The sequence below is a fragment of the Roseibium sp. QJM3NY_11 genome (assembly GCF_056173175.1).
The window spans coordinates 2120517-2137468 of record NZ_CM149660.1; the positions used below are offsets into that span (position 1 = coordinate 2120517).

General features: G+C 61.1%; 15 protein-coding genes and 1 other RNA gene. 10 read left to right on the forward strand and 6 right to left on the reverse strand.

Annotated elements, in window-relative coordinates; genetic code table 11:
* The first annotated feature begins 11 nt into the window (after positions 1-11).
* Positions 12-425: an arsenate reductase (glutaredoxin) gene (gene arsC / locus AC0VX3_RS09725; RefSeq protein ID WP_475524542.1), complete on the forward strand. Its 414-nt coding sequence runs from the start codon at positions 12-14 to the stop codon at positions 423-425.
* Complete coding sequence (arsH, locus tag AC0VX3_RS09730) at positions 418-1176, forward strand: arsenical resistance protein ArsH (protein ID WP_475524543.1); 759 nt, start codon at positions 418-420, stop codon at positions 1174-1176. Before arsC ends, arsH begins: the two co-directional genes overlap by 8 nt.
* Here the strand turns inward: arsH and AC0VX3_RS09735 are convergent.
* On the reverse strand, positions 1160-3205 hold the full coding sequence (locus AC0VX3_RS09735) for a putative bifunctional diguanylate cyclase/phosphodiesterase (RefSeq protein WP_475525160.1): 2046 nt from the start codon (positions 3203-3205) through the stop codon (positions 1160-1162). The genes arsH and AC0VX3_RS09735 overlap by 17 nt on opposite strands.
* A 539-nt stretch (positions 3206-3744) precedes the next feature.
* On the opposite strand from AC0VX3_RS09735, the gene AC0VX3_RS09740 reads away from it, so the two are divergent.
* From AC0VX3_RS09740 to AC0VX3_RS09750, 3 genes are all read left to right on the forward strand, one after another.
* The gene (locus AC0VX3_RS09740) at positions 3745-4437 is read left to right on the forward strand and encodes a molecular chaperone DjiA (protein WP_342891885.1); all 693 of its coding nucleotides are present in this window, start codon (positions 3745-3747) and stop codon (positions 4435-4437) included.
* Positions 4434-5216 (forward strand): peptidoglycan recognition protein family protein, encoded by a 783-nt coding sequence (locus AC0VX3_RS09745; protein WP_475524544.1) that lies wholly within the window; start codon positions 4434-4436, stop codon positions 5214-5216. Before AC0VX3_RS09740 ends, AC0VX3_RS09745 begins: the two co-directional genes overlap by 4 nt.
* Positions 5217-5494: 278 nt before the next feature.
* Positions 5495-6091, forward strand: a complete 597-nt coding sequence (locus AC0VX3_RS09750; protein WP_342891887.1) for a lytic transglycosylase domain-containing protein — start codon at positions 5495-5497, stop codon at positions 6089-6091.
* 87 nt (positions 6092-6178) lie between these two features.
* Here the strand turns inward: AC0VX3_RS09750 and AC0VX3_RS09755 are convergent, their stop codons facing one another.
* Positions 6179-6868 carry a pyridoxamine 5'-phosphate oxidase family protein gene (locus tag AC0VX3_RS09755; RefSeq protein ID WP_475524545.1) on the reverse strand — a complete coding sequence of 230 codons (690 nt, stop codon included), beginning with the start codon at positions 6866-6868 and terminating at the stop codon, positions 6179-6181.
* A gap of 84 nt (positions 6869-6952) precedes the next feature.
* On the opposite strand from AC0VX3_RS09755, the gene pdxR reads away from it, so the two are divergent.
* Positions 6953-8413, forward strand: a complete 1461-nt coding sequence (gene pdxR, locus AC0VX3_RS09760) for a MocR-like pyridoxine biosynthesis transcription factor PdxR (RefSeq protein WP_475524546.1) — start codon at positions 6953-6955, stop codon at positions 8411-8413.
* Between the two features lie 149 nt (positions 8414-8562).
* On the opposite strand, the gene AC0VX3_RS09765 is transcribed toward pdxR, so the two are convergent.
* Entirely contained in the window at positions 8563-10248 is a 1686-nt protein-coding gene (locus AC0VX3_RS09765; protein WP_475524547.1) for a methyl-accepting chemotaxis protein, read from the reverse strand.
* Between the two features lie 13 nt (positions 10249-10261).
* On the reverse strand, positions 10262-10864 hold the full coding sequence (locus tag AC0VX3_RS09770; protein ID WP_342891891.1) for a hypothetical protein: 603 nt from the start codon (positions 10862-10864) through the stop codon (positions 10262-10264).
* 358 nt (positions 10865-11222) lie between these two features.
* Here AC0VX3_RS09770 and rnpB point away from each other — a divergent pair.
* An RNA gene (rnpB, locus tag AC0VX3_RS09775) (RNase P RNA component class A) lies at positions 11223-11647 on the forward strand.
* Between the two features lie 13 nt (positions 11648-11660).
* Here the strand turns inward: rnpB and AC0VX3_RS09780 are convergent.
* Both AC0VX3_RS09780 and AC0VX3_RS09785 read right to left on the reverse strand, forming a co-directional pair.
* Positions 11661-13148 (reverse strand): flavin-containing monooxygenase, encoded by a 1488-nt coding sequence (locus AC0VX3_RS09780; RefSeq protein ID WP_475524548.1) that lies wholly within the window; start codon positions 13146-13148, stop codon positions 11661-11663.
* Between the two features lie 33 nt (positions 13149-13181).
* Positions 13182-13628, reverse strand: a complete 447-nt coding sequence (locus tag AC0VX3_RS09785) for a cupin domain-containing protein (RefSeq protein WP_475524549.1) — start codon at positions 13626-13628, stop codon at positions 13182-13184.
* Positions 13629-13810: 182 nt separating this feature from the next.
* On the opposite strand from AC0VX3_RS09785, the gene AC0VX3_RS09790 reads away from it, so the two are divergent.
* From AC0VX3_RS09790 to rsmH, 3 genes are all read left to right on the forward strand, one after another.
* Positions 13811-14809 carry an AraC family transcriptional regulator gene (locus AC0VX3_RS09790; RefSeq protein WP_475524550.1) on the forward strand — a complete coding sequence of 333 codons (999 nt, stop codon included), beginning with the start codon at positions 13811-13813 and terminating at the stop codon, positions 14807-14809.
* Positions 14810-15446: 637 nt separating this feature from the next.
* Positions 15447-15914, forward strand: coding sequence for a division/cell wall cluster transcriptional repressor MraZ (locus AC0VX3_RS09795; protein WP_475524551.1), 468 nt, complete (start codon positions 15447-15449; stop codon positions 15912-15914).
* Positions 15911-16951, forward strand: a complete 1041-nt coding sequence (rsmH, locus tag AC0VX3_RS09800) for a 16S rRNA (cytosine(1402)-N(4))-methyltransferase RsmH (protein ID WP_475524552.1) — start codon at positions 15911-15913, stop codon at positions 16949-16951. Before AC0VX3_RS09795 ends, rsmH begins: the two co-directional genes overlap by 4 nt.
* The last annotated feature ends 1 nt before the right edge of the window (position 16952 follow it).

Here is a 16952-nt window from a genome sequence, read left to right on the forward strand (position 1 = left end):
GACCGATCCCCATGACCATTACGATCTATCACAACCCGCAATGCGGGACGTCGCGCAATTCGCTGGAAATGATCCGCGAATCCGGCGCCGAACCGCGTATCATCGAATATCTGAAGACGCCGCCCAGCCGGGAAGAGCTTGTCGATCTCATCGCTCGCATGGGCATTCCGGTGCGAGATCTGCTGCGCCAGAAAGGCACGCCTTATGACGAGCTGGGCCTGGGCGACGACAAATGGACGGACGACCAGTTGATCGATTTCATGATGGCGCATCCGATCCTGATCAACAGACCGATCGTTGTTACGGAGATGGGTGTGGCCCTGTGCCGTCCGTCTGAAAAGGTCATGGCGCTGTTGGAGCAAGATATCGGCTCCTTCACCAAGGAAGACGGCGAAGTGGTGACCTCGGGAAAAACGCATGGCTGAGTCGGGAAGCGGTTCAAACGGCCTCGTGAATGTTTCGGGGGAGGATCTGGCACCGATCAGCGAAACGCGGCTGTTCGCACCGGACCGTCCCGGCCATCCCCCTCGTATCCTGCTGCTTTACGGGTCCCTGCGGGAACGGTCCTACAGCCGCTTTCTGGCCCTGGAAGCGCAACGCCTGTTGCATTACTACGGCGCGGAAACACGGATCTTCGACCCCTCCGGACTGCCCTTGCCGGATGACGCGGGGACGGATCACCCGAAGGTGGCGGAACTGCGCGCGCTGTGCGCCTGGTCGGAAGGCCAGGTCTGGTGCTCGCCGGAGCGCCACGGCGCCATGACCGGTATCTTGAAATCGCAGATCGACTGGATTCCCTTGAGCCTTGGCGCCATCCGGCCGACCCAGGGCAAGACCTTGGCACTCATGCAGGTTTCCGGTGGCTCCCAGTCCTTCAACGCGCTCAACCAGATGCGTGTTCTGGGACGCTGGATGCGCATGATGACCATTCCAAATCAGTCGTCGGTGCCCCGGGCTTATCAGGAATTCGAAGAGGACGGGCGCATGAAGCTGTCGCCGCTCTATGACCGGGTGGTCGATGTCATCGAGGAACTGATGAAATTCACGCTTTTGTTGCGCGGCCAGTCGGACTACCTGGTTGACCGGTATTCGGAACGAAAAGCGGCCCGCTTGAAGGGCGCGGACACCCCGGCCGTCCTGGCTGAGGCATCGGGTGCGGTCACACCGTCGATTTGAGCGGAGCGTCCGGCCCGCCGAGCGGGTCGGCGTCCTTGTTCCTGTCCCGGCCTCCGTCTACAGAGGAGGGATCCGGCTGCTCGCCGACGGCCCTCGCACTTCGTGCAAGCTTTGGCGAATGCCTGATCCTGGGCGATGCGGCGGCCGGTGTTCCTTGTTGCGGAAACCATCTGCCGCCACTGGTGTTCAGCGGGAAAACCGGAAAGGCGGCTTCGTGTTTTTCGACGGCGTCGGGTTTCCCGAACATGAAGCCCTGCACCAGATCGCAGCCGGTGGCGCTGAGCAGGACCGCCTGGGTCTCGGTCTCGACACCTTCGGCCGTGATTGTCACGTCCAGAGACCGGCCAAGGCCGACGATCGATGTGACGATCGCGTCCGTGCTGGCATCCTTGCCGAGATTCTGAATGAAGGCCTTGTCGATCTTGATCTTGTCGAAGGGGAACAGGCTCAGATAACTCAGCGAAGAATAGCCGGTACCGAAATCGTCCATGGCGATCGAGACGCCCATGTCGCGGATCTGCCTGAGCGTGTCGAGCACGGCCTGCGTGTTCGAAATCAGCAGGCTCTCGGTAATCTCGATTTCCAGGCGCTGCGGATCCAGCTGTGACATCTGCAAGGCCTGGGCGACCCGCTTCTGGGTTTCTCCGGCGATGAACTGGGCCGCTGAGACGTTCACCGCGACCTTGCGGCTCTTGTCCTCCCAAAGAGCCGCCTCGAGGCAGGCGTTGTTCAGGACCCAGGTGCCGATTTCCTCGATAAGTCCCGTGTCTTCGGCAATCGGAATGAAAACGTCCGGCCTGATCATCCCCTTGCCCGGCTGTTCCCAGCGGATCAGGGCCTCGTAGCCTTTCAAGGCTCCATCTCTGAGGGCGTATTGCGGTTGATAGAGAAGCTTGAACTGGTTGAACTTCAGGGCCTTCGCAAGGCCTTCCTCGATTTCCTTGCGTTTCTGGGCGTCGGCGTCGAGTTCGGCCGTGTACCAGCAGAAGGTCGAGCGTCCGCTGTGTTTGGCTCGGTAGAGGGCAAGGTCGGCGCAATGCAGCAGACGCGACGAGCGCCAGGATCCGTCGGTTGCGCGTGCAAGTCCGATGGAGAGCGAGATCCCGATGTCCTTGCCGTCGATGGTACAGGGGGCATTGGTGGCGGACATCATGTCGGCGGCGAGCCGGGTCATTCGCGCAGGATCGGAAAGCGAGCTGAGCATTACAGCGAATTCGTCGCCAGACAGTCGGGCGACCAGGTGATTGCCGAAAACCGCCTTCAGGCGTTCGGCGACGATCTGGAGGAAAACGTCTCCGGTGCCATGACCATAGGTGTCGTTGATGTCCTTGAACTTGTCCACGTCGATCAGCATGACGCCGATGTTGGAGGCCTTGGCCTGTGCCAGGCGAAGGGCTTCCGTCAGCCGGGCGTTGAAGACGGCCCGGTTCGGCAGCCCCGTGAGCGTGTCGTGATGTGCCAGAAACTGGATGTCGCGATTGGTGCGGACCTGATCGTAAAACCGCATCCAGAGCAGGATACCGGCAAAGACGAAGGAGGCCAGGCACAATCCGCCGATGGCCGCACTTATGGACCAGATCAGAGGTGTCAGGCTGGTCAGGAGCTCCTGCTGGGTCACGAGCAGCAACAGGCCCGGCAGACCGGGATCAGCCTTGGCCGGCCGATAGGCAATCAAGGCGTTGTGGCCGAATTTCCCCAGCCAGGTCATGTCGGGGATGACCGCAAGCGGTCTGCTCTCGTCCAGCGTCCCTTTCGCCACGTCCAGCAGCTTGGAGGAACGCAGCAGGTTTTCCGTGTCCCAGGGAACCGCGGCCAGGCTTGTAGCCTGGAAACCGCCGTCAGGCGTTGCGGCGGGCAGGAGGGTCGCGGCGTCCAGCACCATGGACCGTCCGTTTGCCACCTGAAACAGTTTCTGCAGGGTTTCCAACTGGTCCTTGGGGAAGTCCGTCCGCCCTGGCTGCTGTGCGGACAGGCGCAATCCGGATACCACGGATGGCGCTGACGACGTGTCGGCGACGGCCCGGAGCATATTGTTCAAGGCTGGTTCCTGTGGAAGAAATACCTGTTCAAGGCCTCGAACGAGAAGCCAGTGGGTAAGCAGGCGGTTGCTCGCATAAACTCCCAGCGCGAGTGTCAGGACCAGCGACATCGAAATGAAGAAAATAACAGTGTTGCTTCTAACAATGAAATTTGCCATCGGGGGCGGTACCGTTTTGCCATCATTCGACAGCAGAGACTAGGTATAATTCCTTTAACCATCATGAATCGCCCCGGAAATCGGGCCTTCGGGGTGAGAAAAGTGTTTTTGGTCCCCTTGCAACCAGAGAGATTTCGGTGGCCGTGTCGTGCGGACCGGAAAACTGTCCGGGAGATAGCCACCTGCCGGAGGGCCGCATCAATGGGATGATCGTGTCCGCAAAATACCGGCGGCCGGTCTGCTCCGATTGGTGATCCATTGATCTGGCCAAATCCCGGCTGGGTCGATAAGAGTGAAGTTGACCGTTTCAAATGGTGGTTCGAGCCAGGCCGAGGCGCCTGAATTCCTCAATGTCCCGCAGGAGCTGATTTGTGAGTGTCTGGAGCAGCCTCGGGGCAATTGTCGCGGCGATTGGAACCGGTGGCGCACAAATCGTCGACCGGCTGGTTCAGCTTGTGCTGGCGCGGCCGGAAGGCACCAGCAGCGTTGGCTTCACTGTTGCGATGATCGCCCTGTCGGCCAAGATGGCCAAAGCGGACGGTGTTGTGACCACGGACGAAATCCTGGCCTTCCGTGACCTGTTCGACGTTCCGCCGAATGAAGAGCGCAACGTTGCACGGCTGTTCAATCTGGCTCAGGAGGACATTGCCGGCTTCGAGGTCTATGCCAAAAAGCTCGCCGACCTGTTTCCTTACGACAGGAAGACGCTGCTCGATATTCTTGACGGGCTTTTTTACATTGCGAAAGCCGACGGCGTCGTCCACGAAAGCGAAATAGGCTATCTTTCCAGGGTGGCCGAGGTTTTCGGAATCGACGATCGCGAGTTCTCGAAGATCCTCGCCAGACATGTGCGCAACGAGGGCAACCCCTACGAGGTGCTCGGTCTTGGCTCGGAGGCAAGTGATCTGGACTTGAAAGCGCACTACCGGCGGGAAGTTCAGGAAACCCATCCCGATCGCCTGATCGCGAGGGGCGTTCCGGAAGAATTCGTGCGGATCGCCAACGACCGCCTTGCCGCGCTCAACGATGCCTGGGCACAGATCTGTGCGGAAAGAGGCCTATGAGCGTCGCCACGGACACCGGCATAAAGGCAAGAATTCATCCCTCGCCCAACCATGGCCAGCGGGCTCCGGGGGCGCCGATCGACATGGTGGTGCTGCATTACACCGGAATGCCGAGCGCCGAGGCGGCCCTGCAAAGACTGTGCGATCCGCGCGCCGAGGTCTCCGCCCACTATTTCGTCGACGAAAACGGATCGGTTCTCCAGTGTGTTCCCGAATCGCGGCGGGCATGGCATGCGGGGCGCAGTTTCTGGAAGGGGGAGACCGATATCAATTCACGGTCGATCGGCGTCGAGATCGTCAATCCCGGCCATGACCACGGATACCGGCCCTTTCCCGCAGCCCAGATCGAGGCGGTGATTGCCCTGGTGCGCGACATTTGCGAGCGCCACCGTATCGACCCCTGGATGGTTCTGGGGCATTCCGACATCGCCTCCGACCGGAAGGAAGACCCGGGAGAACTGTTTCCCTGGGACCGGCTTGCGGCATCCGGTATCGGCCTTTACGTGCCTCCCTTTCCGCTCGGTTCCGGGTTGTTCATGCAACAGGGGGACAGCGGCCAGCCCGTCGAGGCCCTTCAGTCCATGCTGGCGCTTTACGGCTATGAATTGGACATAACCGGGGAGTTCGATCTGAAAACCCGGCAAGCGGTGACCGCTTTCCAGCGGCACTTCCGTCAGGAGAAGGTCGACGGTGTCGTCGACCAGTCCACTATCGAGACCCTGAATGCGCTGCTGCGCAAATTACCGTCGATGTCGGGCACAGCCGGCGCGGGAGTGTGAACGCCTGCGCACCGAACCGGTTCCTTCCGCGCGGCAAATTCGAATAAAAATATCCGGATGGATCACAGTCATTCTTGTCGGGGCCGCGCTCCCGCCGAAATGCTTGCCTTATTTTGCCACAAACTGCCGATTTTGCCATGATTTCGCACGGAAACAGCAGGTTTTTCTGCAATAAAACGAAATAATTCGTGATCGGGCAGAGCCCATTTTGGTCCCATAGCGCTGGCATTTCTTCGGCCAGAAATCAACGCAACGAAAACCAAAAAGAGCTGGACTTCATGTTACGGTCAATCAAGAAACTGACTGGGGCGCTATGCCTTTTCGCCTGTGCAACCGCGACCCTCATGCCGACCGCCGTGTCTGCCGGTGCGGGAGACGAGCCCATCCTTCACATCATCGATGCTGACAAGAAATCGAAGGATGCAACATCATCCGCGGCCAAATCGAAAAAGGTCGCCAGTGTGAACAGGAAGGCCGCGGCGCGGCGGTCTGTCTCCGCCCAGCAGAAATATACCAAGCTGATCCGCAAGGCCGCGGCCAAGCATGGTGTGCCGGTCAAGATTGCCAAGGCCGTTGTCGAAGTGGAGAGCAACTTCAACGCGCGCGCACGGGGCAGAGCCGGGGAAGTCGGCCTGATGCAGATCAAGCCGGCGACGGCGCGCGGGCTAGGCTATCGCGGCTCGACCAAGGCCCTTTACAAGCCTGAAACCAATCTCGAATGGGGCATGAAGTATCTCGCGGGCGCTCACAAGCGCGCCAACGGGGACCTGTGCGGTACCATTCTGCGCTACAATGCAGGCCATTATGCAAGAAGCATGAACCCGGTAAGCCGGCGGTATTGCACCAAGGTCAAGCGGATCCTGGCTTCAAGCTGACCGGTCTTCAAGACTGGCGCCAATGGGCGCAAAAGAGCCCCCGCCGGATGTCCGGCGGGGTTTTTTCGTTCCGGGACCGCTTCCCCATCAGATGAACTTTTTGCGCGCGGCCGGAACCGATGGCGGAACCGGTGAGTGGTCCGGCACGTCCGAGGCTGAAAAGGGCTGCCCCAGCGCGGTGACAACCGGCACGACACCGGCCCAGATGTCCGACCCGAGATCGTCCTTGTCATCGACCGGTCCGCCCGTGCGCACCTTGGTGCTGGCGTGGTCGATGTCCATCACGAGAACACCGGTGGCCTTCAGCTCTTTTGGCGTCATGTCACGGCATTCCGACCAGCGTCCGGGCAGCAGGTGATCGGTAATGGCTGCGAGCGCGTCGGTCTGTTCGGCGGGGTCATCGACCAGATGTGCCGTGCCGTGAAGAACCACGCAGCGGTAATTCATCGAATGATGAAACGCGGAACGCGCGACAACGATGCCGTCGACCAGGGTCACGGTGAGACTGGCGGGAACGCCGGCGCCGTTGGCCTTGATGATGCGTGTGGTGCTGGCGCCATGGATATAGACCCTGTCGCCAATCCGGGCATAGGCCATGGGAATGACCATCGGCCTGTTGTCCTGGATGAAGCCGACATGGGCGACCAGGCCGGCATCCAGGATTCCATAGGCGAGGTCACGGTCGTAGCCACCCCGGTTCATCTGCCGGATCCTTGCATGGCGCGGAAGATCATTGGATGTCCGGGGTTTTGCAAGGCGGGTGTCCGGGTGCGTCATGGCGTGGGTCCAATTCAAAATCTTGTCTTGTTTCCTGAGGTTTCTTCGATAAATTGGACCTAATAAAGGGCCTGTTTTTTAAAAATGGCAGAACCAGTTTTTTCCGAAGGCATCGTGACCCTGGATCGGGCAGGTGACATCCCCTTGCCGGAGCAGATCTACCGGGAAGTCCGGCAGGCCGTGCGCACCGGTCTGCTGACGTTGGGAACGAGGTTGCCGTCGACCCGGCGCCTCGCCTTGTCCCTCGATGTTGCCCGAAACACGGTGAACACCGCATACGAGTTGCTCCAGGCTGAAGGGATCATTTCAGTCCGGCCGGGGGCTGCCCCGAGGATCGCTGAAAACCTGCTGCCGGAAGGGGCGCCGCCCGGCAGCCCCGGCCGGGTGGCCGACCCTGTCCTGTCCGGGCGTGGCGAAAGGCTGGCGGTCAACCTGCGCGGAGAGGGCTGGCTGTCCGATGACGGCGCACTGCGGCCGGGCGCGCCGGCACTCGACTGCTTTCCATATGAGGAATGGGCGCGCTGCCTGCGACGCGCGGCCCGGCACGAGCGCAGCGCCGATTTGCAGTATCGAAACTACACCGGCGTGCCCGCGCTCAAGCGGCAGCTTGCACGTCATTTAGCCGCCGAACGCGGTGTCAGGGCCGCGCCGGACCAGATCCTGGTCACCGGATCCATGCAGGCAAGCCTGGCGCTGCTGAGCCAGGCGCTTGCGGACACCGGCGACGAGGTCTGGCTGGAAAATCCGGGGTATCTGGGAGCACGAACGGCGTTTCATGCAGCCGGGCTCCGGATACGGCCGCTGCCTGTCGATGCCCAAGGTGCGGACGCGGCGCAAATGAGTGCCGTGGGCGGGGCTCCCAAACTCATCTACGTCACGCCGTCGCATCACTATCCGCTCGGAGCACGCATGCCGCTGGCCCGGCGTCTCGCGCTTCTGGAAGCGGCGCGCTCCGCCGGAGCGATCATTCTGGAAGATGACTATGACAGCGAATTCCTGTTTTCCGGGCGGCCGGTCGCCGCTCTCTACGGTCTGGCCGCAGAAGGGCAGGTGATCTATCTCGGCACCTTTTCGAAGAGCCTCATGCCCGGACTGCATATTGCCTATTGCGTCGTTCCGTCGCCGCTGGTCGAACCGATGTCACAGCTCATGCGCAACATGGGCTGTGCCGCCAACGTTCAGGCGCAGGCTGCATTGGCCCGCTTCATGGATGGCGGTGCCTACCAGAAACATCTCAAGCTGATCCGTCATGTCTATGAGGAACGGGGAACCCATCTGTTTGAGACGCTGAACAGGCGCCTCGGCAACCGGCTGGAGGTGGCGCCGCCCACAGGAAACGTGCAGGTCGCCGTCAAATTCCGCGACCCTGTCGATGATGTCGGGGTCGCGCGGGCCATGCAGAAAAAGGGCTTCTCGGTGTCTCCGCTCAGCAGCTGCTATCTTGACCGGGACCACAGAAACGGCCTGATCATCGGCTTTGCGGGCGCCACTGCAGAGCAGATCGAGCGGGGCGCCGAAGCCCTTGCCGGTCTTCTGGAGGCGTGAGATGCGGATGAACCGTCCCATGGGCGTCTTCCAGGAGCGCCGCCGGGCCGAAAGCGTCTCTTCGGCGTGGCTGCTCCCGCGGCAGAGAACTGCCGCGGGAAATAATGTTGCATTGCCTGAAGGATACCTGCCGTGGCGGCGGTCCTTCCTCAGGCCGCGCGCACTTTGGTCAGGAAGTCTTCCATTGCCTGACGCAGGCTGTTGGACTGGTCATGGAGTTCGCCGACCGTGGCGTTCATGTCGGTGCCGAGCTTGGCGGTTTCGCCGGCGGCATCGCTGACTTCCGCGATCGAGCGGGACACGCCTTCGGTACCCTGCGCGGCCTCGGCGACGCTGCTGGCGATTTCCGTTGTTGCCAGGTTCTGCTCTTCAGCGGCTCCGGACATGGCGGTCGTGTTTTCCGTGATCTTGCGAACCATGTCGGCGACCGAACCGGTGGCTTCCGTGGAAGCGTCCGCTGCCTGGCGCATTTCGGTGATCTGACGGTCGATCTCTTCCGTTGCCTTGGAAGTCTGCGAGGCCAGTGCCTTGACTTCGGAGGCAACCACGGCAAATCCCTTGCCGGCCTCTCCGGCCCGGGCCGCCTCGATCGTGGCGTTCAAGGCGAGCAGGTTGGTCTGTTCGGCAATGTCGGTGATGAGCTTGGTCACGTCACCGATCCGCGCAACCACCTGCTGCAGGCTCGAGACGGCCTGGTTGGACCGTTCGACTTCCGTTTCCGCGTTCTGGGCAATGTCCGACGAGGAACGGACCTGTTCGGTGATGGCGCGGATCGAGGCGGACAGTTCTTCCGTCGCGCTTGCCACCGTGTTGACGTTGGTGGTGGCCTGTTCGGCCGCAGCGGAAACCGCAAGAGCCTCCTGAGTCGTGTTGTTGGCGATGTTCGACAGGGACCCGGCCGAGGACGTCAGTTCCTCAAGCTTGGTGATCATGCCGTTGTAGATGCTCAAAACCGTGGTCTCGAACCCGCTGGCGACATTTTCCATTTCCTGCCGCTTTTGCAGTTCCGCGTTTTCCCTGTCCGCGGCTGCGGCGACTTCCAGTTCACGCGTGCGGATCAGGTTTTCCCTGAAGACGCCAAGAGCACGGCCAAGCAGACCGATTTCATCGCCCCTTTCGGCGACATCGACAGTCTGGGAGGTGTCTCCTGTCGCCAGCTTCTGGGTGATGCCGGACAGACGCGCAAGAGGGACGGAAACCAGAATGTGATTCACGAAGCCAAGAACCATGGCCAGTACCGTGAGCACAACAGCGCTGGCGATCGCGACGAACACCACTGTCTGCAGTTGGGCGTCCTGCCGTACGCCGGAGGCGTGGCGTTTCTCACCGACCGCGTCCGTGAAATTTCTGCTGACCTGCTGGACAGCCGCAAGAAGAGCTGTGCTTTCGGGTGTCAGCTCGATCGCGCGGGCAAGGTCGACGGTGTCGGGGGACCGCATGAGGTCAACCTGCCGGGCCGCGATTTGAGAGTACCAGGCCTTCCAGTTCGCTTCGAGTTCGTCGAGGTTTCCCTTGAATTCGGGCGACGTGTCCGCAATCAGCTGGCCGACTTCCGTGAACTGGCCGGAGATCTCACCGTCCAGCTCCTGCGATCTGGTCAGCCAGTCGCGGTTGCCCGTGAGAAGGAAGGATTTGACCGCAAGTGCCTGCCCGACAATTTTTTCGCTCAGTTGAGCGGTCTGGGTATTCAGGGTGGACAATGCGTTCGCCGAATTGACTTCTTCGCGCGCCGACATTGCCTCGATTGCGCTTGTGCCGCCCGCGACGGCGCCGATGAGCGCCAGCGTCAGAAAGCCTGCTGCGATTTTCTTGCTGACAGATAAGTTCTTGAGCATGGGGTCTATCCGTTCACGAATTCGGGGACTGGCGGCGCTGAAGTTCGGTCAGGTTGAATTCAACCGTTGCGGCTCCGATCACCTTTTTTGTGTCAGGGTCGGTAACCGGCAGGTTCAACTGGGCGCGCCAGATCTTGCGGTCTTCATCCCACTCCGCCGCGTCGATGAAAATCGCGTCCGGTCCGTGGGGGTAGGTTTTCTGGAACTTGTCCTCGTCGCCCTGCCAGTAGTCGCCGGTAATCGCGCTCTGGCCAACATTCAGGCCATTGGCATCCATGACGAAGATTTCCGGGTAGAGCCCGAGCGACCCCGCCTGAACCCTGAGCAGGTAGATGGACAGCGGCGCAGACAGGGTCGCGGAGATCAGGGGCTTGTCGCTTGCCTCCCTTTCCGCGCGCCACTGTTTGTCGAGCGCGTCGATATCGGCCTGGGAAAGCGCGCCCCGAAGGTTGTTCTGGGCATTGATCGACAGTGAGACGATCGGGTTGGCCAACCAGTCACCGACACTTTCGATCACGGCGGGAGTGATCAGTTCATTGGGATCAAGAGCCGTTTCGGCTGCGGCTTGCGAAGAAAGCAGCAAAGCAAACGGCAAACAGATTTTCCATCCGCGCATGGCAGGTCTCCTAGATAAGTTTGACTGTAGGTTGAGGTAAAAAATTTAATCTGACCTAAACAACTTCAACTTTTTCAAGGAATTATTATTGTTATAAATGTCGATAGGTGAAATCACTCATTATTTACTCAAGGTTGTTTTTTCGTTCGTTACGTCACGGTGGAACTTCGCAACTCTCCGCAGGTCACGCTCTATCGTATTGCCTGTAGCCGACTGGAAGTACCAGTCCTCCAGGTGTCTCATGGGAGATGGCGAAGAGGACGCGGACCGACAATGGTCACGCGACGAGGGCTGTGGAAACCGACCCGGTCCGCACATTGCTTGACCTTGAGCGCAAAGCCACTTAAGTCCGCAGGCGCCAGTCGGCCGGACAGCCGCTGCCGCAAGTGCCGAAAGGCCGCGGGGGAGGAAAGTCCGGGCTCCATGGGAACACGGTGCCGGGTAACGCCCGGCGAGGGTGACCTTAGGGAAAGTGCCACAGAAAGCAAACCGCTCCGCACAAACCGCAAGGCCAGTGCCGGAGTAAGGGTGAAAGGGTGGGGTAAGAGCCCACCGCGCAGCTGGCAACAGAGGCGGCATGGTAAACCCCACCGGGAGCAAGACCGAATAGGGACAGCGCGGGCAGGAGCAATCCTGGCCAGGCCGGTTTCCAGGCCAGCTGTCCGGGTTGGTTGCGTGAGGCGTCTGGCAACAGGCGTCCCAGATGAATGGCTGTCACGTCCGCTCCGGATCTCGCATTCGGAGGGGGCCATACAGAACCCGGCTTACAGGCCGGCTGGCACACTTAAGTCCTGCATCAACTCGCCGCATAGTGTGGCGCGCTGTCCAGGAAACTGCCGTAGGCGTCCGCATTCGGATAGGAGAACTGCTCCGCCAGCGGATTGGCCCGCTTGCGTTTCGTCGCCCCCATATCCTTCAGCAATTCGTCGAAATGACGGAAATGGAACGGGGCCGAGCAGAGCCCGCCATAGACCTGCGCCGCCGGGCGTTCCTGGCGCCGCCAGTGCAACATCTCGTCGATGTTGGTTCGCATCTCCCCGTCGCTTGGCTGATTGTCGAGCTGGCCGTCGGCAAAGCGTACCAGCCAGTTGGCGATCATTTCCGCCGACAGAATCGTACAGAAGCTGGAATTGAAGCCGACAAAGCCCATGTCCGGAAGGTCCGGGTTTACCGACAGCCGGTAGACCCGGTATTGCCCGTCCGGTTCGATCAGCTTGTCCCGGAATTCCCTGGCCAGGTAAGGAATGCCAAGTTTCCAGCCAACGGCCAGAACAGACAGGTCGCAGGGGATCTTCTCTCCCGTCGACAGGACAACATGTCCTGGTTCATAGGCCATGAACGTGCCGCGCACTGGACGGATGGAGCCGTTCTCGAACCCTTCGAACAGGCCGGGTGTGACGATGGGCAGCGAGCAGGACGCATCCTTCTCGATGGGCACGTCCGGCACCATGTCCCACTTTTTCAGCTTGAGCTGAAATTTCAGGAGTGTTTCAAGGCCACGGAAATTGGCCCAGATCAGTGGCTTGCAGGCGGTTCGGACAGCCTTGCCGAGCGCGCTTCCGCCCCAGCCGTTGAACTGCTGCTCCTGGGCGCGCATGTACAGGAGCCGCTTGAAGTTGATGCCGCCGACAAAGTAAGGGATCCGCCAGACCGGCTCCCGATAGACCATCGTTACGGACCCGGCGCCGTTCCTTGCGGCGTTGACGGCGAGGTCCGTTGCCGATTTCGAGCCCCCCAGTACAACCACATGCTTGCCGCGCGCCATGGCCGGGTCGGTGTATTCGGAACTGTGCATCACCTGACCGCCGGCCTCCTGAAAATCCTGCTGGCCCGGGTGTGTGATGATGTTCTTGTCGGAAAACTGGCCGGTACAGATGGCGACGAAATCAACGTCTTCGGTCCAGGTCCTGCCGGCGGCGTCCAGGGTAAGGGCCCAACCGGGCCTGCCGTCCTGGCGCCGATCCATCGAGACCACGTTGGTGTTCAGCCGGTACAGCCTCTCCAGTTTGTGCTTCTCCGCATAAGCATGGAGATAGGCATGGACCTGTGGACCCTTGGGCCATTCCGGATAGTTCTGCGGCATAGGCAGATCGGTAAAGCGGTACAGATCCTTTGGCGACTGGGTCTGCACGTCCGGATAGGACCGTGATGGCTCCCAGACGCCGCCAAAATCATGGCTTCGCTCCAGTCCGAGCACGCGGTGGCCCCGCTCGTCGAAGGCTTTTGCAGCCGCAAGCCCGCTCACGCCACCGCCGATCACGGCGACAGTTTTGCGTTTTGTCATTGCTGAAGTCCTCTTGTCTCTGGCGTCGCTGGATCAGGCCTGGTCGGGCGGCGGCAGGAAGTCGACCTCGTGGAGCGCGGACAGCCGGACCAGTTCCGCCGGATCGGTGACGCCGTCGAGAGCCCCGAACAGGTCGAACAGCTTGCGCGCCGGAGCCACGCCGAAGACGCAGGTTGCCGTCTTGCCGGAGCGATTGAAGATGCCGTGTGCCTCGCCCATGGGCATGCGCACCGTGTCGCCGGCCCCGGCCTTGTGGACCGCGCCGCCCATTTCCACCTCCAGCTCACCCTCCAGCACGACGATCCATTCGTCCTGCGTGGTGTGAATATGCGGTGGTACAAAGGTTTCGGCCGGAATCACGGCATGCCAGATGAATGCGTTGCCGCTGAGGACCTTCGGTGTGTAGGTGTGACCGACCACATTCCAGCTGATGTTGTCGAGACCCGCATTGGCTGCGGTGATGCCTGCTCCGTGTTGCATTTTGTTCCCCTCATGCTTGTCGGATGACATCGGAAGGCTAAGCGCGTGCGTGAGGATTGTTTTATCCGGAAAGCGAAATTTCCTGATCCGCTGCTGTCAGATGCCGCAGTGTACCGCAGTGTTCCGCAGCGTGCCGCGGCTGGCGGCTTGCATCGCGGCGCGGTCGGCGGCATGCTTTACCCATGGTGATCCAGGCAGACCGCAGGCCGCCGCTCGACCGGTTCCGCTGCTTCGAAACGACGGATGTCGACGAGGCCCGCCAGATCGTGGGCCGGCATTTCTGCAGCCACCGTCTCGATCGGAGTTCCTCGCTGGACCGGTTCGACGCCTGCCAGAACAGGGCGCCGGGGTTTCGGACGTCGCTCAATTACATCCGCTATGGCGCCGATGTGACAATCGAACCGGGCGAGCTGACGAAATTCTACCTGATCCAGGTGCCGATCAGGGGCGCCGCCGAAATTGCCAATGGCTGCCGCACGGTGGTGTCAAACCCGGTGACGGCGAGCATTCTCAATCCGGACCGGCACACGAAAATGCGCTGGCATGCCGGCTGCGAGCAGATCCTTCTCCAGATCGAACAGGGTTTCCTGCAGGACGTGACGGAAAAAATGGCGGGAATGCCGCTGGGACGGGTTCGCTTTGCAGTCGGGCTTGACACGCGCAAGCCGGAAAGTGCTGCCTGGATCCGCCGGCTGCTTGGTCTGTTCGGAGCCACGGAGGACGGCCTTGCCTTCGGTGGTGTGCAGGACGGCCGTCAGCGGGCCTTGGAAGAGGCACTGGTCGCTTCCCTCCTCGAGTGTCAGCCCAATACGGTTTCAGCGTTGCTGGAACGGGTGGAAACTGCCTCGGCGCCTGCCATTCTCAAACGCGCGCTCAAGCTGATCAGTGAACGTTTCCTGGAAGACATCAATCTTCTGGACATCTGTGCCCATGCGCGAACCACACCGCGCAATCTGCAAATTCTGTTCAAGCGGGAATTCGGTACCGGCCCCGTTCACTATTTGCACGACATGCGGCTGGCCTACGCGCGACATCTGCTGCTGGCCAATGGCGACAATCATTCGGTCGCCGACGTCGCGGAAGCGTCCGGCCATAGTCATTTCGGCCGGTTTTCAGTCGGCTACAAACAGCGTTTCGGGGAATCTCCGCGAGAAACACAGCGCGCGCGGGTCTTCGGCTAAGCAGCGGCGCGTGCTTCTGCAACGCTGTTGTGCCGGCGGCCTGTTCGTTGCAGCTGTCCATAAATGCCGGACCCGAAGCGGTGCTGCCGTTGCCGAGTAACTGCACGCAGCCAGCGAGGTGCCGGGACGGGCATCGGACGAAACCCTCTTCTCCACAAGTCTTTCCCGCTAGGCACATTTTGCCGTCGTGCCGGGGGAGAAAATCCCAAACCTCCGTAATCCTGCGAATTCGATTCTTCTTTTGTGTCAAGGCTTCATTAAGCATGTTCGCCTTAAGGTCGTCCGACGGGGTCGTGTGCGATCAAATCGAGCTGGAATCCATGAGATTCCATTGACCGCCCATTAAATCCCATGGTATCCCATAAGAACCCAGAATGGGGAGTGCGGGCCCATTTCAGTAGGGCTCAGGGCAGCGGTTTAACGGCTCGGCAACGGTCGTCTTCGCAAATTGCATGTCCTGGCGGATAGCCGGCCTTTCTTTCATTCCAGGGTAACGAGACCAGCGGACGGCCTGTCGTGATCGGCGGGGGTCGGGACGCCGGTCTATTCAAACGGGTTGGAGCGTTCTGGGCGCGTTCGATGGAACGCGGCAGGCTTCAGGGGATCTGAACGGGCGGGACCCGCTTCGAGGGAATTTATGGCCGGCTTTGTTTCTCACTTTACCAACCGGCTGGATGCCAAGGGTCGTGTTTCGATCCCTGCATCCTTCCGTGCGGTGCTGGCGAGAGACGGGTTCGAGGGCCTCTATTGCATTGCATCTTCCCATTGCGATGCGGTCGACGCGGGCGGCAATGATCTGCTTGACGAGATCAACAAACGGTCCGAAGCCTTCGCGAAACTGTCTCCGGATCACGATGCGCTGGCCGTGGCGTTGTTCGGCGCCAGTGAAAATCCACGCATCGACGGGGATGGCCGCATCACCATTTCCGACATGATCCGGGACCATGCGGGCATCACCGACCAGGTCACATTTGTCGGCATGAACTACAAATTCCAGATCTGGGAGCCACAGAAGTTTCGCGAGTATCGCGCAGAGGCCCAAAAGCGCGCGCTTGCGATGTTGTCGGGGTCTGACCCCGCTTCCTCCGGAGGAGAGCCGGCATGATGGCGCCAGGCGACAGAGACGCAGATCCTGCCGCAGGCGGACCTGGGCGTCATGTGCCGGTTCTCCTGTCGGAGGTTCTGGACTGGCTCGATCCGCAACCGGGAGAGGTCGTTGTCGACGGCACGTTCGGCGCGGGCGGATATACAAGGGCGATCCTGGCGCGCGGCGCCAGGGTTGTCGGTATCGACCGGGACCCGGATGCCATCGCAGGTGGGCAGGACCTGGTCGACAAGGCGAACGGCAACCTGAACCTGGTGCCTGGTCAGTTCGCCGCGCTCGACGCGCATGTCAGGGCAAGCGGGTTCGAAGGCGCGGACGGCGTTGTTCTCGATCTCGGTGTCTCTTCCATGCAGTTGGACGAGGCCGATCGCGGTTTTTCTTTCATGCGTGACGGACCGCTCGACATGCGCATGGAGCAGGCCGGTCCGTCCGCCGCCGATGTCGTGAACGAACTGCCCGTGAAGGACCTGATCCGGGTGATCGGCCTTCTGGGCGAGGAAAAGCGGGCCACGACCGTGGCCCATGCCATCGACAGGGCGCGCCAGGAAAAGCCGTTCTCGCGCACGCTGGAACTCGCAAACCTGATCGAGAAGGTGCTCGGCCGGTCGCCGAAGAAAGCCCAGATTCATCCCGCCACCCGGACTTTTCAGGCGCTCCGCATCTACGTCAACGGCGAGCTGCATCAGGCAGCCGAGGCGCTGGGCGCCGCGGAACGCATCCTGAAGCCCGGCGGGCGCCTGGTGCTGGTGAGCTTCCATTCCCTGGAGGACCGGATCGTCAAGCGGTTCTTTCAGGACCGGACGAAGACCCGTGGCGGCGGGTCGCGTCACATGCCGGAGGCGGAGGTGCCGCCGGCGACTTTCGAATTGTTGACACGCAAGGCGGTCGAGGCGGCTTCGGACGAGACCGAAAGCAACCCACGGGCGCGCTCGGCGAAGCTTCGGGCCGGGCGGCGGACCGCGGCGCCTGCGCGGGTGCTGGACATTCATGCCGCGGGTGTGCCGCGTCTTGCGGATTTTCACGGACTAGGGGGCTGAA